21 protein-coding genes are annotated in these 26,451 nt (G+C 66.2%); 11 read left to right on the forward strand and 10 right to left on the reverse strand.

Annotated elements, in window-relative coordinates; all coding sequences use genetic code 11:
• Position 1: 1 nt before the first annotated feature.
• Positions 2-433 carry a YciI family protein gene (locus ACFWB0_RS15395; RefSeq protein ID WP_378491326.1) on the reverse strand — a complete coding sequence of 144 codons (432 nt, stop codon included), beginning with the start codon at positions 431-433 and terminating at the stop codon, positions 2-4.
• A 125-nt stretch (positions 434-558) separates the two neighbouring features.
• Positions 559-2,130 (reverse strand): hypothetical protein, encoded by a 1,572-nt coding sequence (locus tag ACFWB0_RS15400; RefSeq protein WP_378491327.1) that lies wholly within the window; start codon positions 2,128-2,130, stop codon positions 559-561.
• A 134-nt stretch (positions 2,131-2,264) separates the two neighbouring features.
• Here ACFWB0_RS15400 and ACFWB0_RS15405 point away from each other — a divergent pair, with 134 nt between their 5' ends.
• The 4 genes from ACFWB0_RS15405 (at position 2,265) to aroD (ending at position 5,786) form a co-directional block, all read left to right on the forward strand.
• Positions 2,265-2,588, forward strand: coding sequence for a hypothetical protein (locus ACFWB0_RS15405; RefSeq protein ID WP_378491328.1), 324 nt, complete (start codon positions 2,265-2,267; stop codon positions 2,586-2,588).
• A 92-nt stretch (positions 2,589-2,680) separates the two neighbouring features.
• Positions 2,681-3,313: a TetR family transcriptional regulator gene (locus ACFWB0_RS15410; protein WP_378491329.1), complete on the forward strand. Its 633-nt coding sequence runs from the start codon at positions 2,681-2,683 to the stop codon at positions 3,311-3,313.
• Complete coding sequence (locus ACFWB0_RS15415) at positions 3,310-4,953, forward strand: MDR family MFS transporter (RefSeq protein ID WP_378491330.1); 1,644 nt, start codon at positions 3,310-3,312, stop codon at positions 4,951-4,953. The genes ACFWB0_RS15410 and ACFWB0_RS15415 overlap by 4 nt, the downstream gene beginning before the upstream one ends.
• A gap of 62 nt (positions 4,954-5,015) precedes the next feature.
• Positions 5,016-5,786: a type I 3-dehydroquinate dehydratase gene (gene aroD / locus ACFWB0_RS15420; RefSeq protein WP_378491331.1), complete on the forward strand. Its 771-nt coding sequence runs from the start codon at positions 5,016-5,018 to the stop codon at positions 5,784-5,786.
• Between the two features lie 2 nt (positions 5,787-5,788).
• Here the strand turns inward: aroD and ACFWB0_RS15425 are convergent, their stop codons facing one another.
• The gene (locus ACFWB0_RS15425) at positions 5,789-6,715 is read right to left on the reverse strand and encodes an alpha/beta fold hydrolase (protein WP_378491332.1); all 927 of its coding nucleotides are present in this window, start codon (positions 6,713-6,715) and stop codon (positions 5,789-5,791) included.
• A 120-nt stretch (positions 6,716-6,835) separates the two neighbouring features.
• On the opposite strand from ACFWB0_RS15425, the gene ACFWB0_RS15430 reads away from it, so the two are divergent.
• Positions 6,836-8,182 (forward strand): cytochrome P450, encoded by a 1,347-nt coding sequence (locus tag ACFWB0_RS15430; protein ID WP_378491333.1) that lies wholly within the window; start codon positions 6,836-6,838, stop codon positions 8,180-8,182.
• Positions 8,183-8,203: 21 nt separating this feature from the next.
• Positions 8,204-10,312, forward strand: a complete 2,109-nt coding sequence (locus ACFWB0_RS15435; protein WP_378491334.1) for a thiamine pyrophosphate-dependent enzyme — start codon at positions 8,204-8,206, stop codon at positions 10,310-10,312.
• 81 nt (positions 10,313-10,393) lie between these two features.
• On the opposite strand, the gene ACFWB0_RS15440 is transcribed toward ACFWB0_RS15435, so the two are convergent.
• From ACFWB0_RS15440 to ACFWB0_RS15450, 3 genes are all read right to left on the reverse strand, one after another.
• A complete protein-coding gene (locus ACFWB0_RS15440; protein ID WP_378491335.1) occupies positions 10,394-12,631 on the reverse strand; it encodes an NADP-dependent isocitrate dehydrogenase in 2,238 nt (745 codons plus the stop codon).
• Between the two features lie 158 nt (positions 12,632-12,789).
• Positions 12,790-13,488, reverse strand: coding sequence for an HNH endonuclease family protein (locus tag ACFWB0_RS15445; RefSeq protein WP_378491336.1), 699 nt, complete (start codon positions 13,486-13,488; stop codon positions 12,790-12,792).
• A gap of 27 nt (positions 13,489-13,515) precedes the next feature.
• Positions 13,516-14,538 carry a beta-ketoacyl-ACP synthase III gene (locus tag ACFWB0_RS15450; RefSeq protein ID WP_378491337.1) on the reverse strand — a complete coding sequence of 341 codons (1,023 nt, stop codon included), beginning with the start codon at positions 14,536-14,538 and terminating at the stop codon, positions 13,516-13,518.
• 148 nt (positions 14,539-14,686) lie between these two features.
• Here ACFWB0_RS15450 and ACFWB0_RS15455 point away from each other — a divergent pair, with 148 nt between their 5' ends.
• Positions 14,687-15,295: a class I SAM-dependent methyltransferase gene (locus ACFWB0_RS15455; protein WP_378491338.1), complete on the forward strand. Its 609-nt coding sequence runs from the start codon at positions 14,687-14,689 to the stop codon at positions 15,293-15,295.
• Between the two features lie 95 nt (positions 15,296-15,390).
• Positions 15,391-17,226, forward strand: coding sequence for an acyl-CoA dehydrogenase (locus ACFWB0_RS15460; protein WP_378491339.1), 1,836 nt, complete (start codon positions 15,391-15,393; stop codon positions 17,224-17,226).
• Positions 17,227-17,377: 151 nt separating this feature from the next.
• Here ACFWB0_RS15460 and ACFWB0_RS15465 read toward each other — a convergent pair whose 3' ends face one another.
• Both ACFWB0_RS15465 and ACFWB0_RS15470 read right to left on the reverse strand, forming a co-directional pair.
• Entirely contained in the window at positions 17,378-19,585 is a 2,208-nt protein-coding gene (locus ACFWB0_RS15465; RefSeq protein WP_378491340.1) for a VanW family protein, read from the reverse strand.
• Between the two features lie 572 nt (positions 19,586-20,157).
• Positions 20,158-21,498 carry an acetyl-CoA C-acetyltransferase gene (locus ACFWB0_RS15470; RefSeq protein WP_378491341.1) on the reverse strand — a complete coding sequence of 447 codons (1,341 nt, stop codon included), beginning with the start codon at positions 21,496-21,498 and terminating at the stop codon, positions 20,158-20,160.
• A 108-nt stretch (positions 21,499-21,606) separates the two neighbouring features.
• Between ACFWB0_RS15470 and ACFWB0_RS15475 the strand changes: the two genes are divergently transcribed.
• The gene (locus ACFWB0_RS15475; protein ID WP_378491342.1) at positions 21,607-22,953 is read left to right on the forward strand and encodes a 3-oxoacyl-ACP reductase; all 1,347 of its coding nucleotides are present in this window, start codon (positions 21,607-21,609) and stop codon (positions 22,951-22,953) included.
• A complete protein-coding gene (locus ACFWB0_RS15480) occupies positions 22,953-23,810 on the forward strand; it encodes a MaoC/PaaZ C-terminal domain-containing protein (RefSeq protein WP_378491343.1) in 858 nt (285 codons plus the stop codon). The genes ACFWB0_RS15475 and ACFWB0_RS15480 overlap by 1 nt, the downstream gene beginning before the upstream one ends.
• 61 nt (positions 23,811-23,871) lie before the next feature.
• Here ACFWB0_RS15480 and ACFWB0_RS15485 read toward each other — a convergent pair whose 3' ends face one another.
• Both ACFWB0_RS15485 and ACFWB0_RS15490 read right to left on the reverse strand, forming a co-directional pair.
• Positions 23,872-24,480, reverse strand: coding sequence for a TetR/AcrR family transcriptional regulator (locus tag ACFWB0_RS15485; protein ID WP_378491344.1), 609 nt, complete (start codon positions 24,478-24,480; stop codon positions 23,872-23,874).
• 79 nt (positions 24,481-24,559) lie between these two features.
• On the reverse strand, positions 24,560-25,729 hold the full coding sequence (locus tag ACFWB0_RS15490) for a glycoside hydrolase family 3 N-terminal domain-containing protein (RefSeq protein WP_378491345.1): 1,170 nt from the start codon (positions 25,727-25,729) through the stop codon (positions 24,560-24,562).
• A gap of 119 nt (positions 25,730-25,848) precedes the next feature.
• Between ACFWB0_RS15490 and ACFWB0_RS15495 the strand changes: the two genes are divergently transcribed.
• Entirely contained in the window at positions 25,849-26,316 is a 468-nt protein-coding gene (locus ACFWB0_RS15495; RefSeq protein ID WP_378491346.1) for a universal stress protein, read from the forward strand.
• Positions 26,317-26,451: the final 135 nt, after the last annotated feature.

Consider the following 26,451-nt stretch of genomic DNA (forward strand, 5'->3'; position numbering starts at 1 on the left):
CTCAGCCGACGACCGGGCGATCGGTTCCGAGCTCGTCACGCCAGACCTGCTCTTTCTGGATGTACTCGTTGTCCTGGTCGAAGTCCTCGTTCTCGTGCACACGGCGCACCTCGAGCTTGCTGCCCGGTCCGAGGGGGCACCGCTTGGCCCACTCGGCGGCTTCCTCCTTGGTGGAGGTCTGGATGATCCAGAAGCCGTTGAACAGCTCCTTCGTCTCGCCGTACGGGCCGTCGGTGACGAGCGGTGTCTCGGAGTCGAAATCGACGACGAACCCTTCTTCCGCCTCGGCGAGCCCCTCACCGGCGAGGAGGACGCCTGCCTTGACGAGCGATTCGTTGTACCGGCCCATGGCGTTGATGATTTCGTTGAAATCCATGTTCTTCGACGCTTCGATGGCTGCGTCGGTGGCGCGCATGATCAGCATGTACTTCATGAGATTCTCCGTTCGTAGACCCTGTATCCGCGGACCGCTTTTCGGTCCCTGATGTCTACACGTCGAACAACGCAGACTCCGATCGACACAACAGAGGAAAAATCTCGAGAAAATCTTCGGAGCACTCACACGCCGCGGCGGAGGAGGCGCCGGAACACGTCGAGCACCTCGTCGGCCCACCCGAGTATCGAGAGCGCACTGTCGATGTTCTGCGGCGGACTCTGCACGAGGCTGTCCTGGCGGACGAGGCGGTCGAAGTCGACCGTCGTGTCGGTGCGCACCGTCCCGTTCGGATGGCGGAACTCGACGCCCGCGCTCGCCATGATGCCGATGATTTCCTGCGCGAGGATTCCGTAGCCGACCGTGGTGGGGTGGACGCCGTCGAGTGAGAACAGGCCACCGGTCGCCCGTCCGCCTTTGCCATCGGCGGTGAGGAACCGGGTGTCGGGGACGGGATCGAGCGCCGCGAGCGCAGGCGGCAGCGGATACGGCGTCCACCACGCGGGTCTGGCCTGCAGGTCGTCGCGGTAGCGGCGGGCCGCGAGGCGTTCGAGCACGCCGGCGACATCGAGCAGGTACCAGTCACGTCCGTCGGCCCTGGCATCGGCGACGGCTTGCTGGATCGTGTTGTTGTAGTGGTCGATCGCGGTGTCGACCGCGTGTGCCTCCTCGCCGGTGATGTGTTCGTCGCGTGTCGCGTCGAAGTGCTGTTCGTCGATCCACGGGCGCGTGTAATAGGGGAAATAGCGTGAACCGCTCTTGTCGCCGAGGCCACGTGCGATCGGGGCGATGGTGACGTGCGGGATCGTGCACAGGATGACGTGCCGCGCGGAGATCCGGCGCACCTGCGCCACGATCTCCGCGAATTCCGCGTCGAAGTGCTCGGGCCTGAAGATCGTGTAGTCGCCCTTGCGGTCGAGGTCGCGGAAATCGTCGCCGCTCCACGCGACACGCAGTTGGGTGACGGTGCCGAGCGCGTTGTTGGAACCGAGGAACACGACGAGCGTCTCGATACCGCTGTCGGTGTCGTCGTCGTGATCGTCACCGAGGGCTGCGGCCGCGTCGAGCAACGTCATCGCTTCCTGCGTCGGCGCCCAGTGCGGGTAGACGTGCATGGCTGCGCGGTCGCCGTTGTTCTCGACGATCTGGTCGAGGAGGTTGTCGCTGGGTGTCGCGACACGTGCCTTGCAGTGCGCGGCGGTCTTCTCGAGGGCGTCGCGCAGGTCCCATCCGTAGCACGACAGATTGTGGTTGTAGGTGCCGATGATCGGCGCGATCGCGCCGGGGCCGCGTTCCCAGTAGTCCTCGACCTCGTCCATGAAGCCCCGAAGGGTGAACAGCGCGGCCGGAATCTCCCACGGCTTCAGTTGCGGGCCGTAGCGCTCTTCGAGGCGGCGCAGCATGAGTTCGACGTTCAGTGGCAGCCCGCCCGGTCCGCCGTAGCGGGGGTAGCGGAACGATTCGAGCACGCCGAGTTCGTACGCGACGATCGCGGGCACCGACACGTCGGTCCGGTAGACGGCCGCGCTCTGGAAGCCCTGCAGGAGCGAGTCGCCGATCGCCACGAACTTGTGTGGGGGTGTGCCGCGGGCCTCGACGTTCACCGTCACGCCGACGGTGGGATCGAATTCGGGCACACGCGGCGGCTCGGCCGCTTGTGCGACAACTTCTTTCGGTGTTCCCTCGGGAAGCCCCACCCCACGAGCCTGAGCCTGTGGGCCGGTGATGTCAACGGGCGATGTCACCGGGCGGTGGGCGGGCGATGTCACCGGGCGGTGGGCGGGCCGGCACCACGAGGACGGATCATGGTGTGGACACAGGAGGTGCAGACATGAGCGACGCCGACTTCGCCCACACCGATCGGGCGGAGAAGAACCGTCGGGACAAGGCCCTCGGGCTCGCACGGTTCGCGTGGCATCGGGGTATCACGGGCGCCGATCTGCTCGCGATGACCGACGACAACCGACGCCGATTGGCACGCGCCGCCGATGCGCATCCGCCGCGGTCGATGGAGACGTGGACGCTCGTGGCGTCGCTGCTCGACGAGAAGGCCGCGTGGGCGCAGACGCATGCGGATCATCCGTCTGCGGCCCGGGATCACGTGGACGAACGGATCATGTGGGTCAAGCCTCCGACCCGATCGTGGTTCACCTGATGTCCAATTTTTGCACTCTATAGAATTCGGGTGCAATATTGCACCCCGTGAGCGAAGGTGCAATATTGTCGGGCGGTCCGCGGAGTCGGCGTATGCAACGCACCTACGACGATCTCGTCGCGCAGGCGCGCACCCTCACGGCCGAGCGTGGGCTCGCAGGGTTCACGGTCGAGGAACTGTGCGACCGCGTCGGGATCTCGCGACGCACCTTCTTCAACTACTTCCCCACCAAGGAAGACGCGGTGTTCGGCGAATACGACACGGGTTTCCCGCAGAAGGAACAGGACGAGTTCGTCGCACGCGGCGCGGGCGACCATGCCGGCCTCTCCCCCACACTGCTCAGTGACATCGCGCGCCTCGTGATCACCCGAGCCCGCCACAACGACTTCACCCGGCAGCGACACCAGTTGTTCCGAGACATCATCCGCGCCGAGCCGCATCTGATGGCGAAACTCATGGCGGTCGGCGAATCCCAGCAGCGCGACTTCGCACGACTCGTGGCGACGCGGGAGGGATTGCCTCCGGACGATCCGCTGCCGAACGCGATCGTGGGCGTCACTCTGTCGCTCACCTTCCAGACCGTCGACGAGTTCTTCAGCGACGACAACGACCATTCCTTCGAAGAACTCCTGGAACGCAACATCGCGATCGCTCGACAATTCTTCGGCCAGCCCCTGCGCCTCTCCGATCCGACAGCCCGCCCCGATCCGACAGGAAGCCCGTGACCACCACCACCGACGAACCTTTGGTTCTGACCCAGAAACGCATCTGGATCATCTTCAGCGCGCTGATCGCGGGCATGCTCCTGGCCAGCCTCGACCAGACCATCGTCTCCACCGCCATGCCGACGATCGTCGGCCAGCTCGGTGGCGTCGAGCACCAGGCGTGGATCACCACCGCGTACCTGCTCGCCACCACGATCGTCATGCCCATCTACGGCAAGCTCGGCGACGTCTTCGGTCGCCGCCACCTGTTCCTCATCGCGATCGCGATCTTCACCCTCGCCTCGGTGGGCTGCGCGTTCACCGATGACTTCTGGACCTTCGTGGTGTTCCGTGCCATGCAGGGTCTCGGCGGCGGCGGCCTGATGATCTTGTCGCAGGCGATCATCGCCGACATCGTCCCGGCCAGCGAACGCGGCAAGTACATGGGCCCGCTGGGCGCGATCTTCGGTCTCGCAGCCGTCGGCGGACCGCTGCTCGGCGGATTCTTCGTCGACCACCTGTCGTGGGAGTGGTGCTTCTACATCAACATCCCGATCGGCATCATCGCGTTCCTCATCTCGTGGTTCATGCTGACCCTGCCGGTCAAGAAGCCCACCAAGAAGATCGACATCCCCGGCATCGTGGCGCTCTCCATCGCGACGACCTGCCTGATCTTCTTCACCGACTTCGGCGGCAGCGCCGATCGCGGCTGGTCCGATCCGATGACGTGGATGTTCGGCGCCGGACTCGTCATCGCAGTGTGCCTGTTCGTGCTCATCGAGTCTCGCGTACAGGACCCGATCATTCCGCTGTCGCTGTTCCGCAACTCGATCTTCGTCAACGCCACCGCGATCGGGTTCGTCCTCGGTCTCGGGATGTTCGCGGCGATCGCGTTCATGCCGACGTTCCTGCAGATGTCGTCCGGCACGTCGGCGGCGGTGTCCGGCCTGTTGCTGCTGCCGATGATGGCCGGCCTGATGCTCACGACGATCACCTCGGGCCTTCTCATCGCGAAGACCCAGCGGTACAAGATCTATCCGATCGTCGGCACCGCCGTCACCGTGGTCGGGATGCTGTGGATGACCACGCTGCAGGGCAACACTCCACTGTGGGTCGTCTGCGCGATGCTGTTCGTCTTCGGGTTCGGTCTCGGCCTGATCATGCAGGTCGTGGTGCTCGTCGTGCAGAACGCGGTACCCGTCGACGAGATCGGCACCGCCACCAGCACCAACAACTACTTCCGCGAGGTCGGTGGCGCGCTGGGTGTCGCGATCTTCGGCACGATCTTCACCAACAATCTCTCGGAGAACCTGACCACGGTGTTCACCGAGGGCGGTGCCGACCCCGAGCAGGCCGGTCAGGCCACCGCGACCCTGGACCCCGCCGTGATGAAGCAGCTCCCCGAGCCGATCCAGGACGGCATCGTCAACGCCTACGCCGACTCGCTGGCTCCGGTGTTCTGGTACCTGGTGCCGTTCCTGATCATCGCGTTCCTGCTCGCGTGGCTCGTCAAGGAGATCCCGCTGTCGGACGAAGCGGGCATGATCGCGCGCGGTGAGGCCGTGGCGGATCCGAACAAGGCCCCTGCCTCCGTTGATGCGGTGGATGCCGTGGTCTCGCAGGCCTCCGACGATGCGGATCTACCGGACCGCAGACCCTGACGTCCCGGTTGCCTGTGATCGAATAGTGCTTCGGTCACAGGCAACCAGCACAGGAGTCGACGATGGGTGAAGCGATCACACCGGTCCGTGTCAAAGGTGTGACGATCGGCGAGGGCGCCCCCACGGTGTTCGTGCCCATCACCGGATCCACACCGGAGGCACTTCGCGACCAGGTCGACGCCCTCGACGGACGGGCCGACCTCGTCGAGTGGCGCGTCGACTTCTTCACCGCCCTCGACGATCCGGATGCCGTCGTCACGCAGGCTCGCACCCTCGCGGAACAACTCGACGGTGTGCCGCTCCTGGCCACGTTCCGCACCGCACACGAGGGCGGGGAAGCGTCGATCGGCGACGGGAACTACGCCACCCTCTGTGTCGCGCTCGCAGCGTCGGGAGCGGTCGACCTCGTCGATGTCGAATACCGCCGCGACCCCGCCGCCGTGCGGCGGATCATCGAGGCCGCGCATGCTCACGGTGTCGCGGTGGTCGCGTCGAACCACGACTTCGACGGAACCCCCGCCCGCGACGACCTCGTCGCGCGGTTGCGCGCCATGCAGGAGTCGGGCGCCGACATCTGCAAGATCGCGGTGATGCCGAATTCCACCGCCGATGTCCTGACGTTGCTCGATGCCACCCGCGTCATGCACGAAGAACACGCGAGAGTCCCGATCATCACCATGTCGATGGGTGGGCGCGGCGTGATCTCACGGCTGGCCGGTCAGGTATTCGGTTCGGCCGCGACGTTCGGGATGGTGGGGACGCCGTCGGCACCCGGCCAGATCGATGCTGCCGAGCTCAAGACGGTGCTCGCTCTCCTCGACCGGTCGCAGTAGCACTACTGCTGCGCGTCGGCCTGGTCCCAGAGATCCAGAACGGTCGTCAGGATCTCCTCCGACGCACCGAGACCGCCGAGGTGGCTTTCGCCGTGCAGGTGATGGAACTCCGCGTTCGGCAGCAGATCCACCATGTGCAGGCCGTGTTCGAACGGGATGATGTGGTCGGTGTCGCCGTGCCACCATCGCACCGGCACCTTCACGTCCGGCACCCGGAATCCCCAGTCGCGTGTGAACACGACGATGTCGGCGAACGGCGCGCCCATCTGCTTGCGGCTGCCGTTGAGCAGATCGTCGAGGAACATCGCCTTGAACTCGGGGCGGGCCAGCAGCCGCCGATCGGCTTCCGGCGACAGCCGCCCGTACAGATCGATGATCGGTGACGCGAACGGTTTCACGACGCGGATCGCCGCACTCGTCGCCGCGCCGATCGGTATTCCTCCCCTGGCCAACAGCGGCGCGACGAGGGCTCCGAGCTGCATCAGACCACCCGAGATCGCGTCGGGGCCGACGACGGGCGGGACCCCGCCGAGCACCGCGGCACCCATGACGCGTTCGGGCATCGCGTAGGCGGATGCGAGGGTGTAGGGACCACCGCCGGAGAGCCCGACGATGCCCATCCGATCGATGCCGAGGGTGTCGGCGACGATCCGAAGGTCGTCGGCGAACGCCAGGACATTGTCGTAGGTATGTGCTGTCGACGAGCCGATCCCGGGACGGTCCAATCCGATCAGACGCACATTTCGACGATCGGCGAACTCACGGGCCTCCATCGGGATCTGCCGACGCGCTCCCGGCGTGCCGTGCAACCAGAACACCGTGCGACCCTGCGCAGATCCGAACTCGGCGAAGCCGAGCCTGCGTCCTCCCCCGACCGCGACAGTGCCTTCCAGTTTCGGACGTGCGACGTCGACCATGCGGGCCAGCATGACATGTTCCTCACGTAACGCGCGCGACCGGGGCGACCCTCGAATTCACTCCCGACAACTGTGACTGGCATTACAGTTATCTGACAACAGGGTATGTCAGATCCAACCGTGGAGTTCACCGTGACGAAGACGCTGGCCCCCGCCCCTCCCGGGCTCACGCCGGTCCCCGGCGACAAGGGACTGCCGTACATCGGGTACGCCCTCGACTACATGCGCAACCCGTTGAAGGCATACGACAAGCGCTACCGCGAACACGGACCCGTGTCGTGGTTCCAATTCGCCGGCAACTCGTGGGTGGTGCTCATCGGGCCCGACGCGTGCGGCGCCGCGCTGCAGAACCGCGACCGCGCACTCGTCAACGGCGGCGGATGGCGGGTACTCATCGGCCCGTTCTTCGACCGCGGCCTGATGCTGCTCGACGGGGACGAACACACCGCGCACCGGCGGATCATGTCGCAGGCCTTCACTCGCGATCGCATCGCCCGATACACCGAGTCCATGCACCCGGCGATCGAGAAGACCCTCGACACCTGGCGGCCCCGAGAAGGTTTCCGCGCGTATCCGGCCATCAAGGAACTCACCCTCGGTCTCGCCACCTCCATCTTCATGGGCGGCGCAGAGGGGTCGTCGGCGCGTGAGATGGACGAGGTCAACAAGGCATTCATCGGATGCGTCCAGGCATCGACTGCCATCCTGCGCCACCCGCTGCCCGGCACCCGATGGCGGCGAGGCGTGCAGGGCCGCGCGCGGCTCGAGGAGTTCTTCCGCCGCTACCTGCCCGCGCGGCGTGCACATGAGGGCGACGACCTGTTCTCGGTGCTGTGCCACGTCGAATCCGAAGACGGTGAACGATTCTCGGACGACGACGTCGTCAACCACATGATCTTCCTGATGATGGCAGCGCACGACACGTCGACGATCACGTTGTCCACCGCCATGCAGTACCTCGGGCAGTACCCCGAATGGCAGCAGGCGTGCCGCGACGAGTCGGAGGCACTCGGTACGAACACTCCGGCGTTCGAGCAACTCGACCAGCTCACCACACTCGATCTCGTCATCAAGGAATGCCAGCGACTCGTCACCCCGGTGCCCGGCATCGTGCGCCGCGCGGCCGCCGACACCGAGATCCTCGGGCATTTCATCCCGAAGGGCACGCTGATCAACGTCGGCCTGCACTACAGCCACCACATGGCCGATCTATGGCCCGATCCCGAACATTTCGATCCGGGGCGTTTCTCCCCCGAGCGCCGGGAGGACCGCGTGCACAAGTACGCATGGTCGCCGTTCGGTGGCGGTGCCCACCGATGCCTCGGCATGCATTTCTCCGGAGCGGAGATCAAGACGGTGCTCCATCACCTGTTGCTGCGCTACCGCTGGCACGTGCCTGCCGACTACGTGGCGCCGATGAACTTCACCTCGTTGCCTTTCCCGAACGACGGTCAGCCGATCGACCTCCGGGTGCGGTGACACCGAGGTACAACAGAGGACATGACGGCGGAGCCGCTCGACGACCACTTCCACACGGCGATCCGGGCCCTCCGGACGGGAACCCCCGACCGCAGGATCGACGACGCACTGCTGCTCGACTGTTTCGACGCGCAACTGCAGTCGCGTCACCTCGATTTCGCGGCACGGGAGATGCAACGTCGCGGCGAGGGTTTCTACACGATCGGCTCCGCGGGCCACGAATCGAATGCCGCACTGGGGCTACTCACTCGTGTGACCGATCCCGCTCTGCTGCATTACCGTTCGGGTGGCTTCTATGCTGCGCGCGCGTCACTGAAAGACGGCACCACGCCGATCCGCGACGTGCTCGCCGGGTGCGCCGCGTCGACCCTCGACCCGATCTCTGCGGGCCGTCACAAGGTGTTCGGCAATCCGGCGCTGAGCGTTCTGCCGCAGACCTCGACGATCGCGTCGCATCTTCCGCGTTCCGTCGGGCTCGCGCTGGCACTGGCCCGTATGCACAAGCTCGGACTCGACTGCACCTGGCCGTCGGATGCGGTGGTGGTGTGCAGTTTCGGCGACGCCTCGGCGAATCATTCGACGGCGGTGGGCTCGCTGAACGCCGCCGCGTACTGCACGTATCGCGGTCTGCCGGTGCCGCTGCTGCTGGTGTGCGAGGACAACGGTCTCGGAATCAGCGTGCGCAGTCCCGACGGCTGGATCGAGCAGGCACTCTCGCGGTATCCGGGCATCACGTACCGCTCGGTGGACGGCGACGACGCGGTCTCCACTCTCGTCACCACCGGTGAACTCGTCGAGCAGGTCCGCGCGACACGTTCCCCTGCGATCCTGCACCTGAAGACGGTCCGCTTCCTCGGTCATGCGGGGTCGGACGTCGAGAGCGCCTACCGCAGCCGCGACGAGATCATCGCCGACCATGCACGCGACCCGCTGCTCGCGACGGCCGCCGAACTCGTCGCCCGGGGTCGCTGCACCCCCGCCGAGATCATCGAACGCTACGAATCGGTACGCGCCGACGTCCGCGAGGTCGCCGACGCACTGCGTCATCCCCCGCGGCTCGAATCCGCCGCCCAGGTGATGCGCCCGCTGCACGTCCACGGCCGGGGGCATCCAGTCGACGACACACATCCGCTGCCACCGGATCCGCTGACGCTCGCGCAGGCCGTCAACCGCACTCTCGGACACATCCTCGAGGAGTTCCCGCAGGCCTGCGTGTTCGGTGAGGACGTGGGAGTCAAGGGCGGTGTGTACGGGGTGACGCGCGGCATGCAGGAGCACTTCGGCGCGCTCCGGGTGTTCGACACACTGCTCGACGAACAGACGATCCTGGGTACCGCGCTCGGTTTCGCGGTGGCAGGGATGCTTCCGATCCCCGAGATCCAATATCTCGCCTACCTGCACAATGCGCAGGATCAAGTGCGCGGAGAGGGCGCAACACTGAAGTTCTTCTCCGACAGCAATTTCGGTAATCCGATGGTGGTGCGCATTGCAGGCCTGCCGTATCAGCGCGGCTTCGGTGGCCACTTCCACAACGACAATTCCGTGGCGGCACTGCGCGATATCCCCGGATTGGTTCTCGCGGTCCCGTCCGATCCCGCGACGGCAGGTGGTCTGCTTCGCGCCTGTATTTCCTTGGCCCGCACCGAAGGCCGCGTGTGCGTGTTCGTGGAGCCGATCGCGCTCTACCACCAACGCGATCTCTACGACGAGGACGACGGACTGTGGCAGCAGTTCCCCGACCCCGCGCCGGTCGCGCCCGGCACGGTGCGTACCTACGGGCAGGGCCGGGACGTGCTGGTGGTGACCTTCGGCAACGGTGTGCGCATGAGCCTGCGCGCCGGCCGCCGCGCGCAACGGGTCGCGGCGACGGTGCTCGATCTGCAGTGGCTCGCACCGTTGCCGCTGACCGCGCTCACCGAGCACGCGATGCAGTTCCCGCGAGTGCTGGTCGTCGACGAGACACGCCGCAGCGGATCTGTCGCGGAGTCGGTGATCGCCGCGCTCGTCGACGCGGACTATCCGGGACGGATCGCCCGTGTCACGAGCCGCGACAGTTTCGTGCCGTTGGGTCCGGCAGCAGCGCATGTGCTCCTGTCGGAGGACGAGATCGTCGACGCGTTGCTCGCCTGACCAGGCCCCACGAAACGTGACACCCATCGCGAACATCGATCGTCCGCAATGGGTGTCAGAGGATTTACAGTCGGTCGGAGATCAGACCTGCACGGACGCCAATGCGTCGTTCAGCGTCTTGCTCGGCCGCATCACGGCGTCGACCTTCTCGCTGTCCAGCTGGTAGTAGCCACCGATGTCGACGGAGGCGCCCTGCACCTCGAGGAGCTCGCGCACGATGGTGTCCTCGTTCTCGGCCAAGGTCTGGGCGAGCGGCGCAAAGCGTGCCGCCAGTTCCTTGTCCTCGGTCTGCGCAGCGAGTTCCTGCGCCCAGTACAGCGCGAGGTAGAACTGGCTGCCCCGGTTGTCGAGCTCGCCGGTCTTGCGGGACGGGTTCTTGTTCTCGTCCAGCAGCTTGCCGGTCGCGGCGTCGAGAGCGTCGGCCAGGATCTTGGCGTGCTGGTTGTCGTTCTTGATGCCGAGATCCTCGAGGCTGACCGCCAACGCCAGGTACTCACCGAGTGAATCCCAGCGCAGGTGGTTCTCCTCGACCAGCTGCTTGACGTGCTTGGGGGCCGAGCCGCCCGCGCCCGTCTCGTACATGCCGCCGCCTGCCATCAGCGGGACGACGGAGAGCATCTTCGCGCTGGTGCCGAGTTCCAGGATCGGGAACAGGTCGGTGAGGTAGTCGCGCAGGATGTTGCCGGTCGCGGCGATGGTGTCCTTGCCGCGGATCAGGCGCTCGAGGGTGTAGCGCATCGAACGCACCTGCGACATGATCTGGATGTCGAGGCCCTCGGTGTCGTGGTCCTGCAGGTAGAGCTCGACCTTCTTGATCAGCTCGTTCTCGTGCGGGCGGTACGGGTCGAGCCAGAACAGGACCGGCATACCGGAGTTGCGTGCCCGGGTGACGGCGAGCTTGACCCAGTCGCGGATGGGTGCGTCCTTGACGGTGCACATGCGCCAGATGTCGCCGGCCTCGACCTGCTGGGTGAGCAGGACCTCACCGGTATCGGCATCGACGAAGTTGGCGGCGCCGGCCTGCGGGATTTCGAAGGTCTTGTCGTGCGAGCCGTATTCCTCGGCCTTCTGCGCCATCAGACCGACGTTGGGGACGGTGCCCATGGTGGTCGGGTCGAACGCGCCGTTGGTCTTACAGAAGTTGATGATCTCCTGGTAGATGCGCGCGAAGGTGGACTCCGGCATCACTGCCTTGGCGTCCTTGGTGCGTCCGTCGGCGCCGTACATCTTTCCGCCGAGGCGGATCATCGCGGGCATCGAGGCGTCGACGATGACGTCGCTGGGCGAATGGAAGTTCGAGATGCCGTTGGCGGAGTCGACCATCGCCAGCTCGGGACGGTGCTCGTGGCAGTTGTGCAGATCGTTGATGATCTCTTCGCGCTGCGTGCTGGGCAGCGTCTCGATCTTGTCGTAGAGGTCGACGAGGCCGTTGTTGACGTTGACGCCCAGCTCGTCGAACAGCGCCTGATGCTTGGCGAAGGCGTCCTTGTAGAAGGTCTTCACCGCGTGACCGAAGACGATGGGGTGCGAGACCTTCATCATCGTCGCCTTGACGTGCAGGGAGAACATCACGCCGGTCTTGCGCGCATCCTCCATCTGCTCCTCGTAGAACTCGAGCAGGGCCTTCTTGCTCATGAACATGCTGTCCACGATGTCGCCCGCGCCCAGCGACACCTCGGGCTTGAGAACGACCGTCTCGCCGCCGTCGGTGACGAGCTCCATGCGGATCTTGCGGGCCTTGTCGAGCGTCATCGACTTCTCGCCGTGGTAGAAGTCGCCGTGCTGCATGTGCGCGACGTGACTGCGCGACGCCATCGACCACTCGCCCATGCTGTGGGGGTGCTTGCGGGCGTATTCCTTCACAGCACGGGGTGCGCGCCGGTCGGAGTTTCCTTCACGCAGGACCGGGTTGACGGCACTGCCGAGGATCTTGCCGTAGCGCTCGCGGATGTCGCGTTCTTCGTCGGTCTTGGGGTCGTCCGGGAAATCCGGAATCGCGTAGCCCTTGCCCTGCAGCTCCTTGATCGCGGCGAGGAGCTGCGGTACGGACGCACTGATATTGGGCAGCTTGATGATGTTGGTCTCGGGAAGCTGCGTCAGACGCCCCAGCTCAGCGAGGGTGTCCGGCACGCGCTGCTCTTCGGTGAGGCGGTCTGGGAACGTGGCCAGGATCCGCGCCGACACCGAAATGTCGCTGGACTCGACCTCGATGCCCGCGGCACCGGCGAAGGTGCGCACGATCGGCAGGAAGGCGTGTGTCGCGAGTAGCGGCGCCTCGTCTGTCAACGTGTAGATGATTTTCGGTTTATCGGCGCTCATGGCGGTTCTCCCACGTCGTATCGGTCCGATTCCGAACAGCACCGGGTGTGGCCACCGGAATCGCGTCGCGTATCAGGTTACGTGCGACACAACGATGATATTCAAGAGTCACGAGCGTGGGTGAGGGCCCGTCTGTGCTCCACCGCACCGGGACCGATTCAGCAGGCCGCGAGGACCCTGGACATCGCGTCGTGTTCGGCGGGCGTGACCCACAGCTCGTAGACGGTTTTGACCTCGATCTGCTGCGCCACGTAGTCGCAGTGGTATCCCGGGTTGGGGGGAAGCCACTGCGCGGCGTCGGAGTCGCCTTTGGACTGATTGGTCGGACCGTCGACGGCAATCAGATTGCGCGGATCGTTCGCCAGGTCGCGGCGCTGCTGCTCATCGAGTTGCTGCGCGCCCGTCTTCCACGCGTTGGACAGGGCAACGACGTGGTCGATCTGCACCTGCGACGACGTGGCACTGCCGCGGCGGAAGAAGATCTCCGTGCCTGTGTACGGGTCGTGGAGCGTGCCCGTACGCACGGTGCAGTCCTTCGTGGCGGGTTCGAGAGAGATGTGCACCAGGTCGCGCTTGAGAATGTCGTTTCGGGTGTCGCAACCGTTCTTGCCGAACTCGACGGTGACGCTGTCGGTCCACGCGGAGCCGAACATCCCCCGTTCGTAGCCGCTCTGCGACGCGGCGTCGCGCACCGGAAGCATCGCGAGCGCCTGGAGTGCCGCCGAACCGCTGTAGGTCGGCGACGGGCCGGTACCGCCAGAAGAGGCGGCACCGGACGAGTCGGAGTCGTACGGCTCGAGGAGAACCACGGCCACGGAGACCACGACGAAACAGAGCAACCACAGCCACCGGGGCACCGGTGACTTCTTTGCACGTGCCATGGATCAGTGAGCCAGCGGCGGCATCTTGACGACCTGACCTGCATAGGACAGTCCCGCACCGAAGGCGAGCAGCAGCGCGGTGGCGCCGGGCTCGACCTGACCGGTGCGCAGCATCTTCTCCATGGCGAGCGGGATGGACGCCGCGGAGGTGTTGCCGGTCTCGATGATGTCGTCGGCGACCGCGACGGTGTCGGGCAGCTCGAGCTGTCGGACGATGACGTCGTTGATCCGCAGGTTCGCCTGGTGCGGCACGAACGCGTCGAGATCCGCGAGCGCGACACCGGCCTTGTCGGCGACCTGACGGACGTACTTGCTCATCTCGAAGGCCGCCCAGCGGAACACCGCGGTGCCTTCCATGATGATCCAGGGACGCGGCTGGGTGGGGTTCTGTGCGAAGTCGACCCAGTCGGGTTCCTGCCGGATCGCGTTGCCCTGGGAGCCGTCGGAGCCCCACACGGTGGGGCCGATGCCCACTTCGTCGGACGCGCCCACGACGACGGCGCCCGCGCCGTCACCGAAGATGAATCGCACGGAGCGGTCGGTGGGGTTGGTGGCATCGCTCATCCGCTCGACGCCGACGACGAGCACGTTCGTCGCCGAACCTGCCCGAACCAGATCGGAGGCCACACCGAGGGCGTAGCAGAAGCCTGCGCAGCCGGCCTGGATGTCGAGTGCAGCGGCGCCGCTCGTGCCGATCTTGTCGGCGACGAGCGCAGCGGCCTGCGGGGTCTGGAAACCGTAGGTGGAGCACGCGATGATCACGGTGTCGATCTGAGCGCCGGTGAGCTCGGCGGCTTCGAGCGCCTTCTCCGCGGCGCTGACCGACATGTCGACGATCGTCTCTTCGGGATGTGCCTTCGCGAATCGACGCTCCTTGATACCGGAACGCGACTGGATCCACTCGTCGCTCGAGTCGATCAGGCGGCAGATCTCTTCGTTCGTGACGACACGTTCGGGGCGGTGGACGCCCAGCCCGAGCAGCACGCTGTTCCGCAACGGCGTTGGAGCGGCGATCTGTGCACCCATCCGGCGAACTCCTCTACATCATCGTGGCGCTGCTGTCCTAGCAACGCCGTTCGGACACGTTATCGCGGGTCGAAACTACCCTCCGCGACACCCCTGTCGGAACTCGTTCCAGGGGACTCCAGAGGACATGGAGAGCTACCGTTCCCCCATGGACGCACAGGAATGGGACGAAAAGTACCGGGCGGCAGATCTGGTGTGGGGAGCTCCGCCGAACCCTGTCGTCGTCGAGTTCGCCACCGCCCTCCCGCACGGCCGCGCACTCGACCTCGGGTGCGGGGAGGGACGGCATTCCCTCTGGCTCGCGACCCGCGGTTGGGAAGTAATAGGTACCGACTTCTCCGAAGTGGCCCTGGACAAGGCGCGGCAGGTCGCGGCACAGGCGCCGAAACGGTCGCGCGACCGCCTGCAGTACGTACGGTCGGACGTGACTCAGGGCACATTTCCCGGCAACTATGATCTGATACTCGCCGTATTCCTGCACTTCCCCCCAGCAGAGCGTAGAACCCTGATCGAGAATGCGATCAATTCACTGAAACCTGAAGGAATCCTCATATTTCTGGGCCACGACAGGACAAATATCGAAGACGGGGTCGGCGGACCCCAGGACAGTGAAATCCTTTACACACCAACAGATATCGTCGAGGAAATCGACGGAAGGCTGGAAATCCGGGTGGCCGAGCGAAGATTCCGGGAAACAGTTTCCGGAACTGCCGTCGACGCACTCGTCGTTGCCCGTAAAATCGGCCTTGGCAGTTAGTTGCCTGACGAGTAACATAGAGATGTTACCGACGAGTAATAAACTTGGGCGGTACTAGGAAGACACCGGACCGCACTGGGAGACAGAGCACAGACATGGGCCATTACAAGAGCAACCTCCGCGACCTCGAGTTCAACCTGTTCGAGTTCCTGAAGATTCAGAAGGTCCTCGAAGCCGGCACGTTCGGCGACCTCGACGAAGAGACCGCACGCGGCATCCTCTCCGAGGTCAAGGCCCTCGCCGAGGGGCCGGCCGCCGAAGGCTTCGCCGACGCCGACCGCAACCCCCCGGTCTTCGATCCGGACACCCACACCGTGACCCTCCCGGAGCCGTTCAAGAAGTCCTTCCGCGCCTGGTGGGACGCCGGATACTGGTCCATGGGCATCCCCGAGGGGATCGGCGGCACCGCATCGCCGCGCAGCTTCCTGTGGGCGGTCAACGAGATGATGCTCGGCGCTCAGCCCGCAGCGTTCATGTACGCGGCAGGCCCCGCCTTCGCCGGTGTGCTGTTCGAGAACGGCACCGACGAGCAGAAGAAATGGGCCACCACCTGCGTCGAGCGCGGTTGGGGCGCCACCATGGTCCTCACCGAACCCGATGCAGGCTCCGATGTGGGCGCGGGCCGCACCAAGGCCATCAAGCAGGACGACGGCTCCTGGCACATCGAGGGCGTCAAGCGCTTCATCACCTCGGCCGACTCCGACGACCTGTTCGAGAACATCTTCCACCTCGTCCTTGCGCGCCCCGAGGGCGCCGGACCGGGCACCAAGGGCCTGTCCCTGTTCTTCGTCCCGAAGACCCACTTCGACTTCGAGAAGAACGAGATGGGCGAGCGCAACGGCGTCTTCGTCACCAACGTCGAGCACAAGATGGGCATCAAGGCCTCCGCGACCTGCGAACTCACCTTCGGCGGCCACGGCGTTCCCGCCAAGGGCTGGCTCGTCGGCGAGGTCCACAACGGCATCGCGCAGATGTTCGACGTCATCGAGCACGCCCGCATGATGGTGGGCACCAAGGCCATCGCGACCCTGTCGACCGGCTACCTCAACGCCCTCGACTACGCCAAGGAGCGCATCCAGGGCGCCGACCTGACCCAGATGTCCGACAAGGCCGCCCCGCGCGTGTCGATCATGCATCACCCGGACGTCCGCCGGTCGCTCGCGATGCAGAAGGCCTACTCCGAGGGCCTGCGCGCCGTGTACCTCTACACCGCCGCGCATCAGGACGACGTCGTCGCCGAGCAGGTCTCGGGCGCCGACGCCGGACTCGCGCACCGCATCAACGACCTGCTCCTGCCGGTTGTCAAGGGCTGCGGCTCCGAGCGGGCCTACCAGTACCTGACGGATTCGCTGCAGACCTTCGGTGGTTCGGGCTTCCTGCAGGACTACCCGATCGAGCAGTACATCCGCGACGCGAAGATCGACTCCCTGTACGAGGGCACCACCGCGATCCAGGCTCAGGACTTCTTCTTCCGCAAGATCGCCCGCGACCGCGGCGTGGCCCTCGCGCACGTCGCCGGGCAGGTCAAGAAGTTCCTCGATTCCGACACGGCCGACCAGCGCCTCAAGCCCGAGCGCGCACTCCTGGCCACGGCACTCGAAGACGCCCAGACGATGGTCGCGACCCTCACCCAGTTCCTCATGGGTGCGCAGGAGCAGCCTACCGAGCTGTACAAGGTGGGCCTCGGCTCCGTCCGCTTCCTCGAGTCGTTCGGCGACCTGCTCATCGGCTGGCTGCTCCTCGAGCACGCCGAGATCGCGCTGGCCGCGCTCGACGCGAACCCGGACGCGAAGGACAAGGCGTTCTACGAGGGCAAGGTCGCAGCGGCGTCCTTCTTCGCGAAGAACGTGCTGCCCACCCTGACCACGTCGCGGGGCATCATCGCCGACGTCGACCTCGACATCATGGAGCTCGACGAAGCCGCGTTCTGATGCCTGCGTAGGACTCGGACAAGACAGTGGCTCCCGCCGATTCGGCGGGAGCCACTTCCAGTCAGTACGCCAAGCTCGGGCGTACGTGCGCCCAATGGTGATGGATGCAGTGGAATTCCCTTACACCCATCACCATTCGGCGCGTCTACTCCTACCCGACCTCGACATCGGAGAAGTCCGGTACGAAATCTCCCGCAGACGGGCGAGACGCAGCAGGCTCCTCGGTTTGCGGTGCCGCCGGGGCTTCCGACTCGGTTTCTGCCGGTGCCGGTGCCGGTGCCGGTGCCGGTGCCGCACCATCACCAGGCGCCGAAGCGGGCGCTGACGGCCTGTCGTCGCCCGCCGGCCCGTCTTCGCCGGGCTTCGGTTCGGGGCTCACACACTTGACGACGGGCACCGGGTCGTAACGAACCGTCCGGGTCTTGTTCGAGATCTGCGTACCGGTCTTCGAGTCGGTGACGATGCGGGTGTCGGTGACGGTGAAGCCCTTCGCGCCGCTGGACGGGATACATGCCTCGCCCGCAGGCAGCGTGATCGTGTTCGGCGACGTGTAGTTGGTGCGGTCACCGGTGATGGACTGCACGTCGACCGTCTTGGTGCCCCACAGCCGGACCGTGACGTCGGACGGCGTCCAGATCGTCTGGATCAGCACGCCGGTCGTCTCCGACGGGTTGCGGAACGCCAGATCGATCGCACCCTCGTAGACCGTCGCCTCGCGCGCGGCCGGGTAGCGGGAGATGTAGTAGCTGTGCTCGGTGTGGTCGACGTCCTCCATGCCCGCGAAGTACGACGCGTTGTACAGAGTGGTCGCGAGCTGGCTGATGCCGCCACCCACTGCCTTGCCCGGACGGCCCGCTTCGATGATGCCGGACTCCACATAGCCTTCCGCCGCACCGCGCGGACCCGTGTAGCCGTTGAGCGAGAACGTCTCGCCCGGCTTCACGAGGGCACCGTTGATCTCGCCGGCTGCCAGCCGGATGTTCACACCGGATGCGTATTCGAATCCACCGGACGTGAACTCGCCGATCACCTCGTTGATCCCGAGCTTCTCGGCGGCCTCCGTGGTGAGCTTCGGATCGGCCGACTCGTACACGGCCTCGACGGTGCGTCCGTCCTCCGTCGCAAGCAGCTGCGGCAGCGACTCGAGTGTCTTCTCCCAGTCGACGAGATTGCCCTCGGTGCCCGGCACGACCGAGGGACGACCGCCGTCGAGGGTGATCTGCGCATCCTTCGGCTCCGTCTCCGTCGCCTCGAGCTGCGGCGCCAGAATGCCGATGGCGGCCTCGGGGTGGTACTGCGGATTCAGACCACCGGAGCCGTCCGGCGCGAAGGACAACACCGCGCCGATGTCCTGGCGCAGCAAGGTCGCCACAGCGCCGTCGAGGCCGGTGACCGTGAGGTCCGACGCCACGGCAGGCACCGCGATCTCGGCGAGCGCCCGATCGAGGCCCTCACGGGTGACGGTGACATCCACACTCTCGACCGGCAGCGACACGTCGCCGAAGGGCCAGCGCTCAACGAATACGTCCGACGCCGCTTCCGCATCGAGACGCTGGCCGGGCTGTGGGGTGACCGGGACGGGGGTGCCGTCCTCGAACACGATATTGCCTTCGCGCGGCTCGTGTGCGGCGGCAGCGGTCACCAGATCGATCGACGCGGCGAGCGCTGCGTCGTCGCGGGTGGACACCACGCCGACCTCGTCGTTGCCGAAGAACGACGCCAGGCGCGTGAACGGATTGAGAGGCTGCTCGCCCACGCGAGCGAGCGTGGCGTCCCAATCGATCGCCAGCCCGGCCTCCGACGGCACGATCTCTCCGCTGGTGTCTCCTGCGGTGACCGCGACGGGAGTGTCGAGCCGTGAACCCAATTCTTCACGCAGAGTCGCTTCGGCATCGCCGCGAGACTCACCGCCGATCTCGACACCGGCGACGGTGACGCCGCGCGGCACCTCTCCCGAACTCATTGCGAGATCTGCGACGTACAGGACGGCGAGGACAGCAGCGACACCACCGACGACGAGCGCAACCGTGCGCTTCGGGACATTCGACCACGGCTTGTCGGGGCCCGACGGTCCGCCCGGGCCACCCCCCGGTGGAGGTGCGACCGGTGGCGGTCCGGCAGGTGGCGGTGGTGCGGCCGGGGGCGACGCAGGTGGCATCGCGGTCGTAGCGGCCGACGCCGGCGGCATCTTGATCTGCGGCATCTGCTCGGTGGGAGCATCCGACGCGGGCGGATTCTGCTCTGAGGGTTTCTGTTCCGACGGCCTCTGCTCCGATGGCATCTGCTCCGACGGCATCTTCACGACCGGGATGACGGTGGTGGGCGCTTCCGACGCGGTATCGGTCGACGCGAGAGACACTGTGGGCGCAGAGGACTCATCGGCCCCTGATACCTCAGGCGTACCTGGAGCCTCAGCAGAGGCAGGAATCTCAGGGGTCTCGGCTGTGTCGGTGGATTCGACCGGACCGGTGGGTGCAGTTCGGAAAACCGGTGCCGTGGCTGCGTCGGGCCCGTCGGCAGCGCTCTTCCCTTCCGGGAGTGCCGCTTCGCTCTTTTCCCGTGTCGCAGCGCCTTCCTGCTCTGTGACAGCGTCGACCTCCGTCGCAGCGTCGGCCGGGTGAGCCTCGTGCGAGTGTGGTTCGGTCGGGAGAACGTCGTCGTGTGTAGCCTCGGGCTCGTTCGTCCCGTTGTTGCCGCTCACCGATGTCCCTTCAGACGGGGCACGCTCGTCGTACTCTGCGCGCCGGATACCGGTTCTCCAGGGTAACGCCCGGGGGTGAACGGTCTACGAGCGGAATACGCAGAGACCCCGCTGGGCTACCAGGTCGGGGGTCAGGTAGCCCAGCAGGGTCGTCTGTTCTATCGCCGTGTCGACGGGGGCGTTACACACTTTTCGAAGAATTTCTCGAATGTGAGCCACTCCCCCGGAGATCACGCCTCGAGGATTGCCGTCACACCCTGGCCACCCGCAGCGCAGATCGAGATGAGGCCACGAACGGGCTTGCCCGTCTCCTGCTTCTTCTCGTGCAGCATCTTCGCGAGTGCAGCGACGATGCGGCCGCCGGTCGCGGCGAAGGGATGACCCGCGGCGAGCGAGGATCCGTTGACATTGAGCTTGCTGCGGTCGATCGATCCGAGCGGAGCGTCGAGACCGAGACGCTGCGTGCAGTACTCCTCCGACTCGAACGCCTGCAGCGTGGCGAGAACCACCGACGCGAACGCCTCGTGGATCTCGTAGAAGTCGAAATCCTGCAGAGTGAGGCCGTTGCGCTGCAGCAGACGGGGAATGGCGTAGGTGGGAGCCATGAGCAGGCCGTCGCCACCGTGGACGTAGTCGACGGCGGCGGTCTCGGAGTCGACGAGGTACGCGAGGACCGGCAGGTTCCGCTCGGCCGCCCATTCCTCGGTCGACAACAGGGCTGCCGACGCGCCGTCGGTGAGCGGGGTGGAGTTGCCTGCCGTCATGGTGGCGTCGCCGAGCTCGGTGCCGAACACCGGCTTCAACGTCGACAGCTTCTCCACGGACGAATCGGGGCGCAGGTTGTCGTCGCGGGTGAGCCCGAGGAACGGGGTGACGAGATCGTCGAAGAATCCGCGGTCGTAGGCGGCGGCCATGTTGTGGTGGCTCGCGGCGGCGAGTTCGTCCTGGTCTTCGCGGCGGACCCCGAATTCCTTCGCGGTGATCGCAGCGTGCTCGCCCATCGACAGTCCGGTGCGCGGCTCGCCGTTGCGTGGGATCTCGATGCCGAGCATCGACGGGCGCACATTGCCGAGCAGTTTGACGCGAGCGGCCGTCGTGCGGGCGCGGTTGAGCGAGAGCAGGAACTCGCGCAGTGGGTTGCTCACCGCGATCGGGGCATCGGAGGTGGTATCGACGCCGCCGCCGATGCCTGCGTCGATGCGACCGGCGGCGATCGCGTCGCCCACCGAGACGATCGACTGCAGACCCGTGCCGCATGCCTGCTGCAGATCCCACGCGGGCGTGTAGGGGCTCAGTGCGCTACCGAGAACGCTTTCACGGACGAGATTGAAGTCGCGGCTGTGTTTGAGCACCGCGCCGCCGACGACTGCACCGAGGCGCTCGCCCTGCAGGTTGAAGCGGCTGACGAGACCGTCGAGGGTCGCGGTGAACATGTCCTGGTTGGACGCGCGTGCGTACGTGCGATCCGAACGTGCGAACGGGATCCGGTTGCCACCGAGAACGGCGACGCGACGCTGCTGCGAGGAACGAGCGATATGACGCTGCTGCGTGGTTCGGGCATTGGTGGTCACTGATATCTCCCGGATTCGGATGGACTGAACTGTGGCTACTATTCTTACTCAGGAGTAAGTTAGTTGTCGACCACAGCATCGACGACCGAATTCGAAGAAGGTGGAAACGTGGCTGACGCCAAGGGCGCCCCCAAGCTCTATTCCCAGCTCATCTCGTCCGCACCCGGCTCTTTCCTCGCGAAGCAGTTCGGTCTGCCACAGCCCGAGAAGCTTCGCCGCTACCAGCCCGGCGAGCCCGCGCTCCCCGGACCCGTCCTCGTCGGCGGCAACGGCCGCCTCGTGGAACCGATCCGCACACTGCTGAGCGACTACACGTTCGCAGACCCGGCCGACACCGTGTTCGGTGCCCTCGTGTTCGACGCTACCGGTATCAGTGACGCCGCGGGCCTGGAACAGCTCCTCACGTTCTTCCAGCCCGCGATCCGCAACCTCGCTCCGAGCGGACGCGTCGTCGTCCTCGGCACCACACCCGAGCAGGCGACGTCGGTCGACGAGCAGATCGCGCAGCGCGCGCTCGAAGGCTTCACGCGCAGTCTCGGCAAAGAACTGCGCCGCGGTGCCACCATCCAACTCGTGTACGTCTCACCGAAGGCCTCGACGGGGCTCTCCGGCGTCGAGTCGACACTGCGATTCCTGCTGTCCGCCAAATCGGCGTTCGTCGACGGCCAGGTCGTCCGCGTCGGCGACGGCGACGCCACCGCCCCCGCCTCGTGGACCAAGCCGCTCGAGGGCAAGGTCGCTGTCGTGACCGGCGCCGCGCGCGGCATCGGCGCGACGATCGCCGAGGTCCTCGCCCGCGACGGCGCCACCGTCATCGCAGCGGACGTACCGGCTGCCGGTGAGGCGCTGTCGCAGACCGCCAACCGCGTGGGTGGCACGTCCTTCCCGCTCGACGTCACCGCGGCCGACGCAGGCGACAAACTCGCTGCACATCTGCTCGAGCGACACGGCGGCGCCGACATCATCGTCCACAACGCAGGCATCACCCGCGACAAGCTGCTCGCCAACATGGACGGCAGCAAGTGGAACTCCGTGATGGCCGTGAACCTCATTGCCCCGCAGAAGATCACCGAGGTGCTCGTCGAGAAGGGGGCACTGAAGGAAGGCGGTCGCGTGATCGACGTGTCGTCGATCGCGGGTATCGCGGGCAACCGTGGCCAGACCAACTACGGCGCGTCCAAGGCAGGCGTCATCGGCCTCGTGCAGGCCACCGCGCCCGTGCTCGCGAAGAAGAACATCACCATCAACGCTGTCGCGCCGGGCTTCATCGAAACCGCGATGACCGCTGCGATCCCGCTCGCGACCCGCGAGGGCGGCCGCCTGATGAGCTCGCTGAGCCAGGGCGGCGAGACCGTCGACGTCGCCGAGACCGTGGCGTGGTTCGCGAGCCCCGCGTCGAGCGCCGTCACCGGGCAGGTCGTGCGTGTGTGCGGCCAGTCCATGCTGGGGGCTTGATGAGCGAGATCGAACTGTCGGCGAGCCCGTCGATCCTCGACGTCTACGGTCGCGCCGTGCTCTCGGCGCTGCCCGTCGTCGGCGCATCCGGCGATTCACTGCCCGACGACACGCTGGTACTCCGCGGGCTGCGGGTCGATCCCGACAATCTCGCCGAGTACGCGAAGGTGTGCGGGCTGCGTTTCGGCGACACGTTGCCGCTGACGTACCCGTTCATCCTCACGTTCCCGCTCGTGATGAAACTGATGGTGTCCAAGGGCTTTCCGTTCTCTGCGGTCGGTTCGGTGCACGCCGAGAACGTGATCGAGCAGCTGCGGCCGATCTCCACGACCGAGCCTCTCGATCTGCGTGTGCACGCCGAGAACATGCGTGAACACCGCAAGGGACTGCTCGTCGATCTCGTCACCGTCGTCAACGTGGGACGCGAGACGGTGTGGCGCCAGACGTCGACGTTCCTGCATCAGCAGCGCACATCGCTGTCCGGTGAGCCGAAGCCGGAGCCGAAGGACGACGAGATTCCGGCCGTCGCCACCTCCACGCTGCGCGTCGACCAGAAGACGATCGACAAGTACGCAGCGGTGTCGGGCGATCGCAATCCGATCCACGTGTCGTCGCTGGGCGCCAAGGCGTTCGGGTTCCCGAAGTCCATCGCGCACGGCATGTGGACCGCCGCGGCCACGCTGTCGATGGTGGAGGGCCGGATCCCCGAGAAGGTCACCTACTCGGTGCGGTTCGGCAAGCCGGTGCTCCTGCCGTCGTCGCTGAGCCTCTACGCGCAGCGCGAGGGTGACGGGTGGGATCTCGCGGTGCGGCACCCGAAGAAGCAGTACCCGCACCTCACGGCGACACTGCGCTGAATCTCGGTGTGCCGGGGCGCGATGGGGGCGTCCCGGCGCACTGTCCGGTGAAGAGGTCCGATCAGCCCTGCTGGTCGGACTTCTTCTTGCCCGCCAGACCGCGCCACGCAAGGTTCTCGAGCAGGTCGGCCGCCTTCTCGACCTCGATCTCGCCACCCGCGACACGGTCGGCGACAGCTTCGCCCGCACCGACGAGCGCGACGGCCATGATCTGGAAGTCGGTGCCGGGTTCCGGGTCGCGCGTGCTGGATTCGAGAAGGTGGGCGGTCAGCTCGATCAACTGATCACGGCTGTTCTGCACCTGTCCGGCGAACGCCTGCTGCCCGAATGCCTGGCGGTAGAGCACCATCCACGAGCTGCGGTGGGCGTCGACGAAACCGAGGAACGACTCCAGTGCCACGCGCAGCTGTTCGCGCGGCGACAGCGACAGGTCGCCTGCGGGCTTGAGCGCCTCGACGAACGCTTGCCCCTCGCGACTGATGCACGCGGCGAACAGTTCGTCCTTCGACCCGTAGTAGAGGTAGAGCATCGGCTTCGAAATCGACGCGCGCGCTGCGATCGAATCCATGGACGTGTCGTGAAATCCGTTCTCGGAGAACACATCCACTGCGGCGTCGAGCATCTGCTGCTCCCGTACCGCACGGGGCAGTCGCTTGGTACCGCCGGCCATGGCTCCTCCAACACCTACGTCTCGAACGTTTTCTTACTCTACGGTAGGTAGCCGGAGTTCACCGGACGAACCGGACTTGTCAGCACTCGAGCGCACCTTTGGCACGGGCCACCGTGCGCACGGACTCGTCGACCTGCGCCGCGGGCAGCTCACCCGAGACCACCGCGCGCTCGAGATGGTCAAGGACCGCCGGAACCTGATCGGTGGTCAGCCACAACGCCTGATCGACGCCCGCAACCAATGCCGCCTCGACGGCTTCGGTGATCGGATACGAGTCGGTGATCGCCTGCATCCCCGACAAGTCGTCGGTGAAGATCATGCCGTCGAAGGGACGCCCGCCGTAGCCGGTGCCGGTCCGAAGCAGATCCACCGCGGCGGGGCTGATACTCGCAGGCAGGCCCTCGGTCAGGCCGGGAACGTCGAGATGACCCAACATCACCGCGACGTCGGACGAGACGAGTTCCCGATACGGCACAAGGTCGGATGCCACGAGTTCCTGGATCGGCGGGGTCGTCACAGCACCGGTGTGCGAATCGCCGGACGCCGAACCGTGGCCGGGGAAGTGCTTGAGCACCGGCATGATGCCTGCATCCTGGAGACCGCGGGCGTAGGCACCTGCGTAGTCGGTGACGACTGCCGGATCGTCCGAGAAGGAACGGTCGCCGATCACGGAATTGTCGGGCTGGCTGCTCACGTCGACGTCGGGCGCGTAGTCGACGGTGATGCCGAGCTCACGCAACTCCCGGCCCCGCTCGAGTGCCATCTGATAGGTCTCGTCGACGGTCATCGTCTGCGCGGTGACGCGGGCCGACGGGTCGGGGCCGAGTAGTTCCCCCACCCGCGACACGCGGCCGCCCTCTTCGTCGATCGTCACCATCAGCGGCAGCGGACTCTGCGCCGCGACCCCGGGGATCTGACGCTCCGCGAGCATCGCGGGATCGGTCCAGCTCCCGACGAAGATGCCGCCGATCTGTTCTGCCCCGATCACGGCCAGCGCGTCGTCGGCGCCGGTGACCCCGACGTTGAGCAGCTGCGCCAATTTCTGACGCAGTGACAGCGACGCGAGCAGGTCGTCGCCGCACGCCTCGGCCGGGGGGGACGATGCAGCTGTCGCAGAGGACCGAGGTGCCGTCGACTGCGCGGTCGCGGACGGCTCCGATGTCGGGTCGTCGGCAGTGTCGTCGGCACCGCAGGCCGTAACCGCGAGTGCCGAGGCGAGGACAACGGCGAGGCTGTGTCGGATCCGCATGATGCTCGACGGTAGTCGACTCACACAGGGGCCTCCCCACCACCCGCGTAGCGAGGTATCGTGCACGCAACCATCACCGACATGAGAGCTTTCACGTACACGACCTGGAGGAGTGCACGTTGGCCGCAGACTTGATCCTCATCGCCTACGACGGATCCGAGAACTCCAAGCGCGCCGTGCAATACGCGGGTCGTTTCCTCGAGTCGTGCCGCGCCATCGTCGTCACCGCGTGGGAGCCGATGGTCCGCCAGGCTGCGCGGATGTCGGGGTTGTCGGGCGTGATGCAGCCCGAGTGGGTACCGGACGAGGACAACGAGGACGTGGCGCTCTCCGACGCGAAGGTCACCAACCGGGAGGGCCTCGAGCTTGCCAACTCGCTCGGCCTGCACGCCGAGGGCCGCACCGTCGAGGTCGTCAACGCGGTGTGGACGGCGATCGTCGAGGCCGCCGACGAACTGGATGTCGACATCATCGTCACAGGCACCCGCGGCACGACGGGGCTGCGTTCGCTGTTGCAGTCCTCGGTCGCCGACCACGTGCTCCGGCACAGCCACCGGCCCGTGCTGATCGTGCCGCCGGGCCGCTGACGCCTGCGTCTCCGGGTACTGACGCCTGCGTCTCCGGGCACTGACGCCTGCGTCTCCGGGCACTGACGCCTGCGTCTCCGGGCACTGACGCCTGCGTCTCCGGGCACTGACGCCTGCGTCTCCGGGCACTGACGC

Source organism: Rhodococcus sp. NPDC060086, from assembly GCF_042730275.1.
Classification (GTDB): Bacteria; Actinomycetota; Actinomycetes; order Mycobacteriales; family Mycobacteriaceae; genus Rhodococcus.

What these genes read in the sequence shown, in the direction of transcription:
- ACFWB0_RS15450 (WP_378491337.1), bottom strand. Translation starts at nt 14,538, where the DNA reads ATGGGTGCACAGATCGCCGCTCCAACGCCGTTGCGGAACAGCGTGCTG.
- ACFWB0_RS15455 (WP_378491338.1), top strand. Translation starts at nt 14,687, where the DNA reads ATGGACGCACAGGAATGGGACGAAAAGTACCGGGCGGCAGATCTGGTG.
- ACFWB0_RS15460 (WP_378491339.1), top strand. Translation starts at nt 15,391, where the DNA reads ATGGGCCATTACAAGAGCAACCTCCGCGACCTCGAGTTCAACCTGTTC.
- ACFWB0_RS15435 (WP_378491334.1), top strand. Translation starts at nt 8,204, where the DNA reads ATGACGGCGGAGCCGCTCGACGACCACTTCCACACGGCGATCCGGGCC.
- aroD (WP_378491331.1), top strand. Translation starts at nt 5,016, where the DNA reads ATGGGTGAAGCGATCACACCGGTCCGTGTCAAAGGTGTGACGATCGGC.
- ACFWB0_RS15405 (WP_378491328.1), top strand. Translation starts at nt 2,265, where the DNA reads ATGAGCGACGCCGACTTCGCCCACACCGATCGGGCGGAGAAGAACCGT.
- ACFWB0_RS15480 (WP_378491343.1), top strand. Translation starts at nt 22,953, where the DNA reads ATGAGCGAGATCGAACTGTCGGCGAGCCCGTCGATCCTCGACGTCTAC.
- ACFWB0_RS15410 (WP_378491329.1), top strand. Translation starts at nt 2,681, where the DNA reads ATGCAACGCACCTACGACGATCTCGTCGCGCAGGCGCGCACCCTCACG.
- ACFWB0_RS15425 (WP_378491332.1), bottom strand. Translation starts at nt 6,715, where the DNA reads ATGCTGGCCCGCATGGTCGACGTCGCACGTCCGAAACTGGAAGGCACT.
- ACFWB0_RS15440 (WP_378491335.1), bottom strand. Translation starts at nt 12,631, where the DNA reads ATGAGCGCCGATAAACCGAAAATCATCTACACGTTGACAGACGAGGCG.
- ACFWB0_RS15395 (WP_378491326.1), bottom strand. Translation starts at nt 433, where the DNA reads ATGAAGTACATGCTGATCATGCGCGCCACCGACGCAGCCATCGAAGCG.
- ACFWB0_RS15485 (WP_378491344.1), bottom strand. Translation starts at nt 24,480, where the DNA reads ATGGCCGGCGGTACCAAGCGACTGCCCCGTGCGGTACGGGAGCAGCAG.
- ACFWB0_RS15490 (WP_378491345.1), bottom strand. Translation starts at nt 25,729, where the DNA reads ATGCGGATCCGACACAGCCTCGCCGTTGTCCTCGCCTCGGCACTCGCG.